The organism is Streptomyces dengpaensis (assembly GCF_002946835.1).
GTDB classification, from domain to species: Bacteria; Actinomycetota; Actinomycetes; order Streptomycetales; family Streptomycetaceae; genus Streptomyces; species Streptomyces dengpaensis.
In genome coordinates, this window is record NZ_CP026652.1 from 7,511,733 (window position 1) to 7,525,916 (window position 14,184).

Genomic DNA, 14,184 nt, shown 5'->3' on the forward strand with positions numbered 1-14,184 from the left:
GGCGTCACTGCTCCTCGTGCGCGGCCCGGTGGGCCTTCGCCAGCTCCACGTACAGCGTGCCGTTCAGCGAGATGCCCTCGCGCTCCTCGTCGCTCAGCTGCCGCTTGACCTTGGCGGGGACGCCCGCGACGAGCGAGCCCGGGGGCACTCGCATCCCCTGCGGCACCAGGGCCTGCGCGGCCACCAGCGAACCGGCTCCGATCACCGCGCCGTTCAGCACCGTGGCCCCCATGCCGATCAGGCAGTCGTCCTCGATGGTGGCGCCGTGCACCACGGCGTTGTGCCCGATGGAGACGCGCTCGCCGACGGTGAGGGGGAAGCCGGGGTCGACATGGAGGCTGCAGTTGTCCTGGACATTGCTGTCGGCGCCGATGACGATCGGACCGCCGTCGGCGCGCAGCACCGCGCCGTACCAGGCGCTCGCGCCCGCGTGCAGGGTGACGTCCCCGATCACCACGGACGTGGGCGACACGAAGGTTTCCTGGTCAACCTGCGGTTCCTTGCCGCCGATCCCCATGATCAGCGCCTGATGCGTCATCACCGTCTCACCGTCTCTTCGTCGTCGGTACTCCGGCACCGTATGCCATCGCTTCCGGCCCGGAGCCTGGTGCCTCGGGGGAGCGGACCCACCGTCCCGGTGGGGCGAAGATCACAGCCGTACGACCTCATCGGCGTACCGCCCGCTGAGTACCGTGAGCGGGTGCCCAAGAGCAAGAACACGTTCTCATCATGGCGGCGCCGCCTCGCCCAGCGTGCCGTCCACGCGGGCTGGGCGTGGGTGCAGCGCACGGGCGCGGTCACGGCCGAGCGCCCCGGGCGACTCCGCTTCGGCGCGATGGGAACAGGTACCAGACTGGCGTTCCCGCTGGGCACCGTCTTCGGCGAACCCTGGATCCACCTCGGCTCCCACTGCATCGTCGCCGAACAGGTCACGCTGACCGCCGGTCTGATGCCCGACCTCGACCTCGGCCCCGACCCGATCCTGCGCATAGGCGACGGCGTCGTCCTCGGCCGTGGCAGCCATGTCATCGCCGACACGACGGTCACGATCGGCAGCGACTGCTACTTCGGGCCGTATGTGTACGTCACGTCCACGAACCACTCGTACGACGATCCGCACGAGCCGATCGGCAAGCAGTGGCCGCGGATGGAGCCGGTGGAGATCGGGTCCGGCTGCTGGATCGGGACCGGGGCGGTGATCCTGCCGGGGGCGCGGATCGGGCGGAACGTCGTGGTGGCGGCGGGTGCGGTCGTACGAGGCGCGGTGCCGGACCACTCGGTCGTGGCGGGCGCCCCCGCACGCGTCGTACGGCGCTGGGACCAGGTGGAGGGATGGCAGCCCCCGCTGCGGACCCCGGCGCCGGTGCCGATTCCCGACGGGGTGACGCCGGATCAGTTGCTGGCCCTCTCGGGGCTCGACGAGGAAGCCGCCGCGCGGCTGGCGGAGCTGGACCTCGATGCCGAGGGTGCCTCCGGGGACGTACGCGCGGAGTCTTGAGTCCTCAGGGCACTCAGCCGGTGGCGAGCAGCACCGTGCCGACCAGCGCCAGTCCCGCTCCCGCCGCCTGGATGCCGCGCAGCCGTTCGCTGAGGAGGCCGCGCGCCGCCAGGGCCGTGACCACCGGATAGAGCGAGGCGAGGACGGCGGCGACCGTGACCGGGCCGTGCTGGGCGGCGATCGAGTACGTGCCGTTGGCCGCGACATCGGCGAGGCCGACGAAGGCGAGCGCGGGGAGGGAGCCCCAGGGGAAGCCGCCCTCGGGGAGGGCCGGGTTGCCGCGCTTCACGGAGACGTAGAGGGCCGCGCCGCCCGCCGCCACGTTGGTCACGCGCTGCACGAAGAGCGCGAGGAACAGCCCGGTGATCGTCGATGACGCCTCCGCGATCAGCGCGAACACCGTGCCGAAGCCGAGCGCCGCGAGCAGCGTGAGGAGGATCGCCTGCCGCTGCACGGGGGCGCCCCTCAGCTGGGGCCCGCCCGCGAGCACGACGCCCACGACGGCGATCGCGATCCCCGCGAACTGCATGAGTCCGGGGCGCTCCCCGAGAACGAGTCCCACGGTGATCGGAACGGCCACGCCCAGCGAGCCGAGCGGGGAGACGACCCCCATCGGGCCCAGCGCGAGCGCCTTGTAGAAGGAGAGCAGCGCGACCGGACCCACCAGTCCGGCGGCGGCCGCGAACCACAGCTGCGGTCCCGCCGCGCTCCAGCCGCCGGTGGCGACCACGATGGCGCCAAGGACCACCGCCGCGATGGTCTGCGAGGCGACGACCACCGTGAGGGCGGGCGTACGCCGGGTCAGCAGCCCTCCGCCGAAGTCGGCCAGGCCCCACAGAAGGCTCGTGGCCAGGGCGAAGAATGCTGTCACGGGGTGCCTCGCAGTACAGTTCGGTGAACGATAAGGTGCACCACACAATAGTTCACTAGACTGAACTCTGTCATCCAGAATATTGGACGGAACGTGTCGGACCTCGACCTGCTGACTCAGTCCCTGGCGCGCAATGTGAAGCGCTGGCGCACCGAGCGGGGCTTCACTCTGGACGCGCTCGCCGCGCGCGCCGGAGTCAGCCGCGGCATGCTCATCCAGATCGAGCAGGCCAGGACCAACCCGAGCCTGGGCACCGTCGTCAAGATCGGCGACGCGCTCGGCGTCAGCATCACGACCCTCCTCGACTACGAACAGGGCCCCAAGGTCCGGATCGTCCCGGCCGAGCAGGCCGTACGGCTGTGGCACACCGACGCGGGCAGCTACAACCGGCTCCTCGCGGGCACCGAGGCGCCCGGACCGCTGGAAATGTGGGACTGGCGGCTCATGCCCGGCGAGGGCAGCCCCTCGGACCCGCACCCCACCGGCACCGTCGAACTCATCCACGTCACGGCCGGCGAGCTGACCCTCACGGTCGACGGGGTCGCGTACCCCGTCCCCGCGGGCGCGAGCGCCTCCTTCGAGGCCAACACCCCGCACACGTACGGCAATGACGGCGACGTACCGGTCGAAATGGTCATGACCGTCTCGGTCCCGCCCGTGCACTGAGACACCGGACGGACGGTCCCGGCGCGGCTGTTAGCGTGCCGTCATGCGCGCACCCATCGGACACTTCGACCACGCCACGCCCGCCCCCGACTGCCTCGACGAACTCATCCTCCCGGTCGCCGACGCCGTACGCGACTGGCGGGGCAGCGTCCCCGCCGACCAGATCGTCTACGTCGAGACGGAACCGCAGTGGGCCGACACCGCCACGTTCGTCGAGCACTACGGCCGGGAACTGCTCGACCGGTCCGCCAACTGCGTGGTCGTCGCGGGCAAGCGCGGCGGCGCGACCACACTCGCCGCGTGCCTCGCCCTGTCCACCACCCGCGTCGACGTCAACGGCGCCGTGCGCCGCCAACTTGGCGCCCGCAAGGCCTCGTTCGCCCCGATGGACACGGCGACCGGGGAGACCGGCATGGAGTACGGCGGCATCACCCCGATCGGACTCCCCGGCGACTGGCCCGTGCTGGTGGACGCTGCCGTCGTCGAGCTGCCGTATGTCCTGGTCGGCAGCGGCCGGCGACGCGGGAAACTGCTGGTGCCCGGGAAGGCGTTCGCGGAACTGCCGAACGCGGTGGTGCTGGACGGGCTGGGCATCGCCTGACGGTTCACGCCGCCGCGTGATGCGCCAGCGCCAGATGCGGATCCGCCTCGCCGGGGGCCGGCGTCGGATCGGCGTGGACCAGGGCGGCGGTCAGTTTCGGGACGGCGTGCAGCAGGGCGTGTTCGGCCTCGACGGCGATGTGGTGGGCCCGGCGCACGCTCACCTCGCCGTCCACAACGACCGCCACCTCGCCCCGCAGCCGGTGCCCGATCCAGCGCAGGCGCAGCTCGCCCACATCGCGCACGCCCTCGACCCCCCGCAGCGCCCGCTCGGCCCGGTCCACCAACTCCGGGTCCACGGCGTCCATCACCCGCCGGAACACCTCGCGGGCGGCATCGCGCAGCACCAGCACAATCGCCGCCGTGATCGCCAACCCCACCAGCGGGTCGGCTAGTTGCCACCCGAGGGCCGCGCCTGCCGCGCTCACGAGCACGGCGAGTGACGTGAATCCGTCCGTGCGCGCGTGCAGTCCGTCCGCGACGAGTGCGGCGGAGCCGATCTCGCGGCCGACGCGGATACGGTGCCGGGCGACCCACTCGTTGCCGAGGAAGCCGATGAGCGCGGCCGCCGCGACGACCGGGATGTGCCGCATCGGCCGCGGGTCGAGCAGCCGGTCGAGCGCCGTGCAGGCCGCGAAGGTCCCGGACGCGGCGATGGTCAGCACGATCACGATGCCCGCAAGATCCTCCGCCCGCCCGTAGCCGTACGTGAATCGCCGCGTCGCCGCGCGTCGGCCCAGCACGAAGGCGATTCCGAGTGGTACGGCCGTCAGCGCGTCGGCGGCGTTGTGCACGGTGTCGCCGAGCAGCGCGACCGACCCCGAGACCACGACAACGACCGCCTGCGCCAAGGCCGTCGCACCGAGAACGGCCAGGGAGACCCAGAGCGCCCGCATGCCCCGGGCCGACGACTCCAGAGCGGAGTCGAGTTTGTCGGCGGTTTCGTGGGAGTGGGGGGTGAGGAGGTGGCGGAGGCGGCTTGTGAGGGTGCGGGGATGGGGGTGCGGGTGGCGGCCGTGGGGGTGCTGGTGGGTGCGGTCGGGGTGGGGGTCGGGCTCGTACGACTGTCCGTGCCCGTGGTCGGGCCCGCGGCCGTCTCCGTGCTCGGTCTCGTGCTCCTGCGAGTGGCCGTGCCCGCGGCCGCCCTCAGCCTCGTGCGAGTGGTCGTGGCCGTGCTCGTGGCCGTGCTCGTGGTGGTGCCGGTGGCTCACGGGAGGGCCCCTTCCGGTGCGCGGGAGTGGACGTTTGGGCGCCCACGAGGCCATTATGTGCGTATGAGCGCACGCATGCATCTATCACCTGCGCATGATGCGCATCCGCGTACTCCCGGCGAGGAACAGTTCGCGCTCGCCGCCGAACTCCTCGCCCTGCTGGGCGACCGCACGCGCCTCGCGCTCCTCCATGCCCTGACCGGCGGTGAGGCCGACGTCACGACGCTCACGGAGGTGTGCGGCGCCGCGCGCCCGGCCGTGAGCCAGCATCTGGCACGGCTCCGGCTCGCGGGGCTGGTGAACACCAGGAAGGAAGGCCGCCGGGTGATCTACTCACTCGGCGACGGCCATCTGCGCCGTGTGGTCGACGAGGCGCTGAGCCTGGCCGACCACCGCATCAGCAATCGACCCGCACACGGCTGAGAGCGGCTGAGAGCGCCCCACGCGCCGCGCCCCCCGGCGGTCAGCGGCCGGTGTCGTCCTCGCCCGCCTCCAGCAGGTTCGCCGCCGCGCCCACGATGCTCGGGTCCGGGCTGCCGACGACCTCCGTGTCCTTGTCGGCGTAGTCGAAGCGCGCCAGGACGCTGCGCATGGCCTCGACACGGGCCCGCTTCTTGTCGTTGCTCTTCACCACGGTCCAGGGCGCCTGTTCGGTGTCCGTCTCGCGGAACATGGCGACCTTGGCGGCGGTGTAGTCGTCCCAGCGGTCCAGCGAGGCCAGGTCCATGGGGCTGAGCTTCCACTGCCGTACGGGATCGACCTGACGGATGGTGAAACGGGTGCGCTGCTCGCCCTGCGAGACTGAGAACCAGAACTTGATCAGGTCCACCCCGTCGTCGACGAGCATCCGCTCGAAGGCGGGCGCCTGCCGCATGAAGCGGCGGTACTCGTCGTCCGTGCAGAAGTCCATCACGCGCTCCACGCCCGCCCGGTTGTACCAGGACCGGTCGAACATCACGATCTCGCCCGCGGTCGGCAGATGCTCCACGTACCGCTGGAAGTACCACTGCCCGCGCTCGCGTTCGGTCGGCTTCTCCAGCGCCACGACCCGCGCGCCGCGGGGGTTGAGGTGCTCCGTGAACCGCTTGATCGTGCCGCCCTTGCCCGCCGCGTCCCGTCCTTCGAACACGATGACGAGCCGGCGGCCGGTCTTCTTGATCCAGCTCTGCAGCTTCAGCAACTCGATCTGCTGGAGCCGCTTGTGCCACTCGTACTCCTTGCGCTCCATGCGCCGCTCGTACGGGTAGTTCTCCCGCCAGGTGTCCACCGGAGTGCCGTCCGCACGGATCAGCACGGGATCGTCGTGGTCCGTGTAGTCGACTCGCAATCCGCTCATCAGTGGTGTCATACCGTCCTCCGCTCCGAAATGTCCCGCCGTTCCGCCGGCTCCGAAAGGTGCCTCCGTCCCGCCGGCGCGCCGCCTCGGCCTGGGCGAGGCCAAGCACGCCGGGCGCTCAGGCCAGCCTCAGGTCGATCCACTCCGCGGTCCCGCCCGGCAGTACGTAGCGCTCGATCTCGACGAACCCGTGCTTGCGCGCGAACCGCAGCCCGTCCTCGTTGGCCGTCAGGACGACCGTTTCGATCACCTCGGCGCCCAGCGCGCGCGCCTGCTCAAGACCGCGTGCGTACAGCACCTCGCCGAACCCCTGGCCACGGTGCTCGGCGAGCACGCGCGCGATCACCGTGGCCGTGGCGGTGTCGTTCGCGGGCGGGCGCACGGTCGTGCAGCCCACCAGGACGTCGCCGAGATACGCGATCTCCAGGTGATGGCGCCGGACCCGCTCCCGCACCTCGTCCAGCGACATGGCGGCGGGCGGGACGATCACATTGTGGACGTGCCGCCAGTCCTTGAGACGGGCGTCGCTGTCCGGCTTCTCGATATGAAGGGCAGGCACCGGTGCAGGAAACCGCGGCGCCCACGGGGCGTCAACCGCAGGGGTGCGCAAGGCAGTCGGAGGTCAGCCGAGCCGCGGGATCTCGATCGCCGGGCAGCGGTCCATCACCATGGCGAGTCCGGCGCCCCGGGCACGGTCGTACGCGGCTTCGTCGATGACATCGAGCTGGAACCAGACCGCCTTGGCGCCGATGGCGGTGGCTTCGTCGGCGACGGGGCCCGCGAGGTCACTGTTGACGAAGACGTCCACCACATCGACCGGGAAAGGGATGTCCTCCAGGGAGCGGTACCCCTTCTCCCCGTGGACGGTCTCGGCCTTCGGGTGCACAGGCACGATGCGCTTGCCGTAGCGCTGGAGGACGTCGGCGACCCCGTAGGCCGCGCGATGCTGGTTCGACGAGAGGCCGACGATCGCCCAGGTTTCGCCGAGTTCGGTGAGGATCTTGCGGATCGTCGCGGGGTCGCCGTACACGGTCGGCCTCCTTGGAGTGTTTTCGGCAACAGGTGTCCAGCCGGGCAACAGCGTGGGGCGGGCGGTCATTCCCGTGCACCACCTGAGATTCCGCGCTCCGGACCAGGCTCCGGGCGGCAGCCACGCTGGTGAAGACCCTCGGCCGGTACGACAATGGAAAGGGCTACGCAACCTGCCCCCCGACCTCATGGCTGGTGGTGGCCGACGACTGATGAGCGCAGAACGAAGCTGCACGGCTGCTGTACCCAGGGCGCTGCGAGGGACAGCGGCCGTGGTGTTCGACACCGACGGTGTGATCACGGACTCCGCACGGGTGCACGCCGCCGCGTGGAAGACCGCGTTCGACGCCGTTCTGAGCCTGCGGGGGCAGCGTTCCTTCGACGCGGAGGGCGAATACCTGCGGTACGTCGACGGCAGGTCACGTCTCGACGGAGCGAGGGTCTTCCTGGAGTCCCGGGGGCTGCACCCGTCGGAGGCCGACGTCCAGGCCGTCGCCGCGGACAAGGAGCGGCTCTTCACCGAGGCCGTGCGCGATCACGGAATCGATGCCTATCCCGGTACGGTCCGGCTGCTCGGCGTCCTGCGCTCCGCCGGACTCGCGCTGGCCGCGGCGTCGGCCTCCCGGCACGCCCGCGAACTGCTCGAGCACGCGGGAGTGCGGGATCTCTTCGACACGCTCGTGGACGGCACCGAAGCCGCCCGTCTGCACCTGCCCGGCAAACCGGATCCGGCCCTGTTCCTGGAGGCGGCCCGCCGCCTCGGCATCCCCGCCGCACGGGCCGCGGTCGTCGAGGACGCCCTGGCCGGGGTCGAGGCCGGGCGGCGCGGTGGCTTCGCGGTGGTCATCGGCGTGGACCGGGCGCACACTCGGGGGACCCGCGCCGGACTCCTCGAGCATGGCGCGGACCTGGTGGTCGACGACCTCGCGGAACTCCTCGCATCGGAGGACCGACGATGAGCGAGTGGATCTGGGAGTACAAGGGATACGACCCGGCACAGGAGCGCCTGCGCGAGACCCTGTGCACGCTCGGGAACGGCTACTTCGCGACCCGCGGCGCGGCTCCCGAGTGCGCCGCCGACGCCGTCCACTACCCGGGCACGTACGCGGCCGGCATCTACAACCGGCTCACCTCGGACGTGGCCGGACACTGGGTCGAGAACGAGGACATGGTCAATCTCCCCAACTGGCTGCCGTTGTGGATCCGAACGCCCGCCGGGACGTGGCTCTCGCCCGACACCCACACACTCCTCGACCACGAACAGACCCTGGATCTGCACTCCGGCACCCTGGAGCGCACGGTGCGCTACCAGGACGAGGAGGGGCGATGCCTCACCGTGCGCCAGCTCCGCCTGGTCAGCATGGCCGAACCGCATCTCGCCCTGCTCCGCATCGAGTTGATGCCCGAAGGCTGGTCGGGTCAGGTCGAGGTGGAGTCGGCGCTCGACGGTACGGTCGCCAACACCGGAGTGGACCGGTACCGCTCGCTGGCCTCCCGGCACCTCACCGATGTCCAGACCGGGTCCTCGGAGGAGGGCACGGTCTGGCTGGGCTGCCGCACCAGCACGTCCGGCATAAGGGTCGGCCTGGCCGCGCGGACCGTGGTCGACGTTCCGTCGGCCGAAGCCACGACCGTCGAAGAGCGCGCGCGGGTCGCTCGCGTGCTGCGGATCCCGGTGACCGACGGCCACACGATCACCGTCGACAAGACGATCGCCCTGCACACCTCGCACGACCCGGCGATCAGCGACCCGCTGTGCGCCGCCGTCGACCGGGTCGGCCGCGCCCGCGACGCCGATGCCCTCCTGGACGCCCACCGCACGGCCTGGCAACAGCTCTGGCGCAACGCCGAGTTGGACGTGCCCAACAGTGCGGGTCCGGTGCTGCGCCTGCACCTCTTCCATGTGCTGCAGACGCTGTCGCCGCACACCGCCGACCTGGACGTCGGGGTCCCGGCGCGCGGCCTGCACGGTGAGGCGTACCGGGGGCACGTCTTCTGGGACGAGCTGTTCGTGCTGCCCTACCTGAACCTGCACTTCCCCGAGGTCTCCCGGGCGCTGCTCGCACACCGCCACCGCCGCCTGGAGCGGGCCTGCTTCGCCGCCGCGGACGCGGGCCACACCGGCGCCATGTACCCCTGGCAGAGCGGCAGCGACGGACGCGAGGAAACCCAGCGACTCCACCTGAACCCGCGCTCGGGGCGCTGGCTGCCCGACCACTCCCGGCTCCAGCACCATGTGGGCCTGGCGATCGCGTACAACGTGTGGCAGTACTGCGAGGCGACCGGCGACATGGAGTTCCTGCACGACAAGGGCGCCGAGATGCTGGCGCAGATCGCCCGGTTCTGGGCCGGCATGGCCACGTACGACGAGACACTGGGCCGCTACCGGATCCGCGGCGTCGTCGGCCCCGACGAGTACCACGATGCCTATCCCGACGCCGAGCGGCCGGGACTCGACGACAACGCCTACACGAACGTCACCGCCGCCTGGGTCCTCGCCCGCGCCCTCGACGTACTGCGCGGACTTCCCGAGTACGTCCGCGGCGACCTCTTCGATCGCGTCGGCCTGGAACCCTCCGAACTCAACATGTGGGACGACGTCTCCCGCACGCTGCACGTCCCGTTCCACGCCGGTGTCATCAGCCAGTTCGCCGGCTACGGCGACCTCGCGGAACTCGACTGGCAGGGCTACCGGGACCAGTACGGCGACATCCGCCGCCTCGACCGGATCCTGGAGGCCGAGGGGGACACCGTCAACCGCTACCAGGCGTCCAAGCAGGCCGACGTCCTGATGCTCGGGTACCTCTTCTCGCCCAGCGAACTCCAGGGCCTGTTCCGGCACTTGGGGTACGAACTCGACGACGACACCTGGCACCGCACCGTCGACTACTACCTGGACCGCACCAGCCACGGGTCCACCCTCAGCAGCCTCGTCCACGGCTGGGTGCTGGCCCGCGCCCAGCGGGCGCAGGCGTGGGACTTCGTGCAGGAGGCGCTGGCCAGTGACATCGCCGACCTGCAGGGCGGCACCACCGGCGAGGGCATTCACCTGGGCGCCATGGGGGGCACCCTCGACCTCATACAGCGGGGCCTGACCGGCCTGGAGACCAGGGGCGGCGCGCTGCGGTTCGATCCCGTGCCGCTGCCGGAGATGTCCGAGTACGGGTTCTCGATCCGCTATCAGGGTCACTGGGGTGTGCAACTGCGTCTGAAGTCCGACCAGTTGCGCATCACCGTGCCCGACTCCGACCGGGACCCGATCACCGTCGCCTTCGCGGACCGCACAGTGCCGGTGGCTCCGGGGGAATCCTGCACACTGACGCTGACCGAGTCAGGCGTCACCGGCGAACCGCGGCATCAGGTGACGCGAGACGACTTCAGGTGACGCGAGGCCCTCGGGGGCACAAACGTGGCATCGCGATGAACGCCGCCGGAACAGCGGCCCGTGCCCGCCGGGTGACCTCCACCGCCGTACGACGGGGCTTCGCGCCACGCGGAGGACATGATGCGCGCCACGCGTACACATGACCGGAACAGGCCCCACCTCCCTGCGTCCGGGCCCCGGCCCGCCTACGCTCACCCTGTGCTCCGTATCATCGACGCCCGAACGGGCGAACCCACCGACGCCGTCCGCGCCCCTCGGAGCCTGGTCCGTGTTCACGCACGTGCCTCCGGGTTCGACACCACGGGTCTCCGGGTGATCCTCGTCGCCGACGTCCTCGTCCGGGCCCTGGAGCTCGGTGGCACACCCGTCTGGGCGACCGTGAGCTCCCGGGCCGGCCTGGCGGAACTCCGGGCGGGTGCCACGGCGCTCGGTGTCCGGCCCTTCGAGGACCACCAACCCGCCGCCACGGGGCCGGCCGAGGCGCAGACCATCGACGTTTTCGGCCCGCGCGGGGAGGGGACGGGCGACGCGGGCACGGGCGACGTGGGTACGGGCGGTGTGTGCGTCGAGGTCGCGCCCGTCGAGCCCGGCAGCGGCCCCGTGGATCCCGGCGTCCTGCGCCTGGCCCTCCTCGCGCACCGCAGGGACGAGCCCCTGCGGCTCGACGCGGCCGTCCTGGCGGATGCCGACGGCACGCTCACACGCTGGCGCGCCGCCGTCGCCGCCTGGGCCACCCGGCCGTCCCGGCCCGTCCCCGACGACGTACGCCAACGGCTGCGCGCCGCCTGGGAGGACGACTTGGACGTACCCGGAGTGCTGCGCGTCCTGCGGTGGGTGGAGACATCCGACGTACCGGAGGGCGCCCGCTTCGAGACGTACGCCTACGCGGACCGTCTCCTCGGGCTCGAACTCACCCGTGACATCGGGGCGTCGCTGTGACGGCGCGCGCCGGCGCCGGCCCGCTGCGCCGACTCGTCGTCCTGCGGCACGCCAAGTCCGCCTGGGCCGCGGGCGTCGCCGACCACGAGCGCCCGCTCGCGCCGCGCGGCCGTCGCGACGCCCCGGCGGCCGGGCGCGCCCTCGCCGCGTCCGACTGCCTGCCGGACCTCGCGCTGTGCTCCACCGCCCTGCGCGCCCGCGAGACCTGGGAACTGGCGGCGGAGCAGTGGGGCACCCCGCCGCCCGTACGAGTCGACCGGCGGCTGTACGCGGCGGACGTACCGGAGTTGCTGGAGGTCCTGCGCGAAGTCCCGGACCAGGTAGGGACGTTGCTGCTGATCGGGCACAACCCGGGCCTCGCGGCCCTGGTCCTGGAACTGGCCGGGGACGGCCTCGACGACACGCTGGACCGGGTACGGACGAAGTTCCCGACCTCAGCCGTCGCGGTCCTCGCCTGGCACGGCGGCGGGTGGCCGGAACTCGTCGGCGGCACCGCCCTGTTGACGGATGTGATCGTGCCGCGCGGCAAGAAGAGCTGAGTCCGCTCAGCCACGTGGACCCGGGGTGGTCCGGGACCTGCCCGGTGCGGTCCCGCAGCCGCCGGGGGGGGGTGACCGCGCGGGGGTCGAGGACGCCGGCGCGCTGCACGCGCGCGCGGACCGTGCCGGGGTCGGCGTGCTCCACGCGCGCGTGCAGCGCATACGCTGGGCTGATGAAGGACGAGTACCGCACAGTGGCCCACGCGGGCGTGCACGAGACCGAGGTCAACCGCTCCCGCTTCCTGTGCGCCCTCGCTCCGGCGGCCACCGAGCAGGAGGCCCAGGACTTCATCGCCGGCGTCCGCAAGGAGCACGCCGACGCCACGCACAACTGCTACGCGTACGTCATCGGCGCCGACGCCGCCGTCCAGAAGGCGAGCGACGACGGCGAACCGGGCGGCACCGCGGGCGTCCCCATGCTCCAGATGCTGCTGCGCCGCGACATGCGGTACGTCGTCGCCGTCGTCACCCGCTACTACGGCGGGGTCAAGCTGGGCGCTGGCGGACTGATCAGGGCGTACGGCGGCTCGGTGGGCGAGGCGATCGACGCGCTGGGGACCATCACGCGCCGGAGGTTCCGGCTGGCCACGGTGACGGTGGACCACCAGCGGGCAGGCAAGGTGCAGAACGACCTGCGGTCCACCGGGCGCGAAGTGCGTGACGTGCGCTACGGCGAGGAGGTCACCATCGAGATCGGGCTGCCGGACGCCGACGTGGAGTCCTTCCGGGCGTGGCTCGCGGACGCGACGGCGGGGACGGCGGGGTTCGAACTCGGTGGAGAGGCGTACGGAGACGCCTGACGGACCAGCGTCTGACTCGGTTTCCTCACCCATGCTTGCCGGAACTGATCGGTGGGCCTTCTTGAAGTCCAGCCACATGCGCGGCCCTTGGACAGGCGGTGGAGCACAGCTCTAGTGCTGTGACCGCATAGGTTCGCCGGTTGGGTCAGGCCGCGTCGGCGAGGGCGCGTCCGCCCCAGCGGATGCCTTTCTCGCTGCGGATGCGGGCGCGTTCTTTGCGTTGGGCGGCCAGGACGTCGGGGTGGCGGGCGTTGGTGTTGCGCCAGCGCAGGTATGCGTGCAGCTCACGGGTCTGGACTGTGTGGTTCGGATGGTGGGAGTTGGCGAGGGTGAACTGCCGCAGTGGCCCGAAGTGCGCCTCGATCGGGTTGGCCCAGGAGGCGTTGGTCGGGGTGAAGCACAGCTCGACCTTGTTCTTCTGCGCCCACCGGCGGATCTTCGTGCCCTTGTGCGCGGAGAGGTTGTCCAGGATCACGTAGATCGGGGCGCCGTCCGGGCGGGCGGCCCGGACGGACTTGAGTGCGGCCAGGCTGTTGGCCGCTCCCTTGCGACGGCGGTTGACGCCCCACAAGGTGTCGTCGCCGATCGAGTAGCAGCCGTGGAAGTAGGTGACGCCGTGGGTGCGGTGGTAGGTCGCCGGGACTCGGTCGGGGCGGCCCTGCCCGGCCCAGCAGGCTCCCCCGGTGGGGCGGATGCCCAGCGGGCCGAACTCGTCAAAAGCGAATACGCGGTCGGGGAAGTTCTCCAGGACGTACTCGATCCGGTCGAGCTTGGCGTCGCGCTCAGGGTCGGTGGACTCCTTCCAGGTCTTGGTCCGCTGGAAGGTCACGCCGCGGCGGGCGAGCAGGCCGCGTAAGGTCTCGCGGCCGATTCGGATCACCCGGCCGTGGACTTTGCGCAGGTAGGCGACGAGTTTGCGCAGCGACCAGCGGGTGAAGGGCTGGCCGAGCTTGGCGGGGCGGGTGGTGGCCGTCTGGATGACGAAGTTCTCGTCGTCAGGGCTGAGCAGGCGGGGACGGCCTCCCGCCCATTGAGGGTCCAGGCAGGCCAGGCCGATCTCGTTGAACCGGTGGATCACATCGCGCACGGTGTCGTCGTCGGCCTGCACCAGCTGGGCGATCACCGGCACACGGTTCCCGCCGGCCGAGGCCAGCAGCATCATCGCCCGCCGATAGCGCACCGAACTCGTACTGCCACGGCGCACGATCTGCTGCAGACGCCGCCCCTCCTGGTCGGTCAGTCTGCGCACACGGACAGGCTCAGCCACCACGCCTCCAGCGATCAGATCGGATGTCACCGCACATCCAACC

16 protein-coding genes are annotated in these 14,184 nt (G+C 71.4%); 9 read left to right on the top strand and 7 right to left on the bottom strand.

Going from position 1 to position 14,184, the window contains the following annotated elements; all coding sequences use genetic code 11:
• Positions 1 to 4: 4 nt before the first annotated feature.
• On the bottom strand, positions 5 to 538 hold the full coding sequence (locus C4B68_RS34980; RefSeq protein WP_099505551.1) for a gamma carbonic anhydrase family protein: 534 nt from the start codon (positions 536 to 538) through the stop codon (positions 5 to 7).
• 129 nt (positions 539 to 667) lie between these two features.
• Here C4B68_RS34980 and C4B68_RS34985 point away from each other — a divergent pair, with 129 nt between their 5' ends.
• On the top strand, positions 668 to 1,498 hold the full coding sequence (locus C4B68_RS34985; protein ID WP_099505569.1) for an acyltransferase: 831 nt from the start codon (positions 668 to 670) through the stop codon (positions 1,496 to 1,498).
• A 13-nt stretch (positions 1,499 to 1,511) separates the two neighbouring features.
• Here the strand turns inward: C4B68_RS34985 and C4B68_RS34990 are convergent, their stop codons facing one another.
• Positions 1,512 to 2,369 carry an EamA family transporter gene (locus tag C4B68_RS34990; RefSeq protein ID WP_099505552.1) on the bottom strand — a complete coding sequence of 286 codons (858 nt, stop codon included), beginning with the start codon at positions 2,367 to 2,369 and terminating at the stop codon, positions 1,512 to 1,514.
• Between the two features lie 93 nt (positions 2,370 to 2,462).
• Here C4B68_RS34990 and C4B68_RS34995 point away from each other — a divergent pair, with 93 nt between their 5' ends.
• Both C4B68_RS34995 and C4B68_RS35000 read left to right on the top strand, forming a co-directional pair.
• Positions 2,463 to 3,035 carry an XRE family transcriptional regulator gene (locus C4B68_RS34995; RefSeq protein WP_099505553.1) on the top strand — a complete coding sequence of 191 codons (573 nt, stop codon included), beginning with the start codon at positions 2,463 to 2,465 and terminating at the stop codon, positions 3,033 to 3,035.
• A 43-nt stretch (positions 3,036 to 3,078) separates the two neighbouring features.
• Positions 3,079 to 3,636: a YbaK/EbsC family protein gene (locus C4B68_RS35000; RefSeq protein ID WP_099505554.1), complete on the top strand. Its 558-nt coding sequence runs from the start codon at positions 3,079 to 3,081 to the stop codon at positions 3,634 to 3,636.
• Positions 3,637 to 3,640: 4 nt separating this feature from the next.
• Here C4B68_RS35000 and C4B68_RS35005 read toward each other — a convergent pair whose 3' ends face one another.
• Entirely contained in the window at positions 3,641 to 4,846 is a 1,206-nt protein-coding gene (locus C4B68_RS35005; RefSeq protein WP_240634567.1) for a cation diffusion facilitator family transporter, read from the bottom strand.
• 63 nt (positions 4,847 to 4,909) lie between these two features.
• On the opposite strand from C4B68_RS35005, the gene C4B68_RS35015 reads away from it, so the two are divergent.
• Positions 4,910 to 5,269 (top strand): ArsR/SmtB family transcription factor, encoded by a 360-nt coding sequence (locus C4B68_RS35015; protein ID WP_167459222.1) that lies wholly within the window; start codon positions 4,910 to 4,912, stop codon positions 5,267 to 5,269.
• Positions 5,270 to 5,309: 40 nt separating this feature from the next.
• Here the strand turns inward: C4B68_RS35015 and ppk2 are convergent, their stop codons facing one another.
• The 3 genes from ppk2 to C4B68_RS35030 form a co-directional block, all read right to left on the bottom strand.
• Positions 5,310 to 6,194: a polyphosphate kinase 2 gene (ppk2, locus tag C4B68_RS35020; protein WP_099505556.1), complete on the bottom strand. Its 885-nt coding sequence runs from the start codon at positions 6,192 to 6,194 to the stop codon at positions 5,310 to 5,312.
• A gap of 106 nt (positions 6,195 to 6,300) precedes the next feature.
• The gene (locus C4B68_RS35025; RefSeq protein WP_240634568.1) at positions 6,301 to 6,741 is read right to left on the bottom strand and encodes a GNAT family N-acetyltransferase; all 441 of its coding nucleotides are present in this window, start codon (positions 6,739 to 6,741) and stop codon (positions 6,301 to 6,303) included.
• Between the two features lie 63 nt (positions 6,742 to 6,804).
• Positions 6,805 to 7,212, bottom strand: coding sequence for a CoA-binding protein (locus C4B68_RS35030; protein ID WP_099505557.1), 408 nt, complete (start codon positions 7,210 to 7,212; stop codon positions 6,805 to 6,807).
• A gap of 211 nt (positions 7,213 to 7,423) precedes the next feature.
• Between C4B68_RS35030 and C4B68_RS35035 the strand changes: the two genes are divergently transcribed.
• The 5 genes from C4B68_RS35035 to C4B68_RS35055 all read left to right on the top strand — a co-directional run bounded on the left by C4B68_RS35035 (position 7,424) and on the right by C4B68_RS35055 (position 12,874).
• A complete protein-coding gene (locus tag C4B68_RS35035) occupies positions 7,424 to 8,170 on the top strand; it encodes an HAD family hydrolase (RefSeq protein WP_099505558.1) in 747 nt (248 codons plus the stop codon).
• The gene (locus C4B68_RS35040; RefSeq protein WP_099505559.1) at positions 8,167 to 10,596 is read left to right on the top strand and encodes a glycoside hydrolase family 65 protein; all 2,430 of its coding nucleotides are present in this window, start codon (positions 8,167 to 8,169) and stop codon (positions 10,594 to 10,596) included. Before C4B68_RS35035 ends, C4B68_RS35040 begins: the two co-directional genes overlap by 4 nt.
• A 198-nt stretch (positions 10,597 to 10,794) precedes the next feature.
• Complete coding sequence (locus C4B68_RS35045) at positions 10,795 to 11,535, top strand: hypothetical protein (RefSeq protein ID WP_167459223.1); 741 nt, start codon at positions 10,795 to 10,797, stop codon at positions 11,533 to 11,535.
• On the top strand, positions 11,532 to 12,074 hold the full coding sequence (locus tag C4B68_RS35050; protein WP_099505560.1) for a SixA phosphatase family protein: 543 nt from the start codon (positions 11,532 to 11,534) through the stop codon (positions 12,072 to 12,074). Before C4B68_RS35045 ends, C4B68_RS35050 begins: the two co-directional genes overlap by 4 nt.
• Before the next feature lie 173 nt (positions 12,075 to 12,247).
• A complete protein-coding gene (locus C4B68_RS35055) occupies positions 12,248 to 12,874 on the top strand; it encodes a YigZ family protein (protein ID WP_099505561.1) in 627 nt (208 codons plus the stop codon).
• Positions 12,875 to 13,019: 145 nt separating this feature from the next.
• On the opposite strand, the gene C4B68_RS35060 is transcribed toward C4B68_RS35055, so the two are convergent.
• Positions 13,020 to 14,141, bottom strand: a complete 1,122-nt coding sequence (locus C4B68_RS35060) for an IS630 family transposase (RefSeq protein WP_338059730.1) — start codon at positions 14,139 to 14,141, stop codon at positions 13,020 to 13,022.
• Between the last annotated feature and the right edge of the window lie 43 nt (positions 14,142 to 14,184).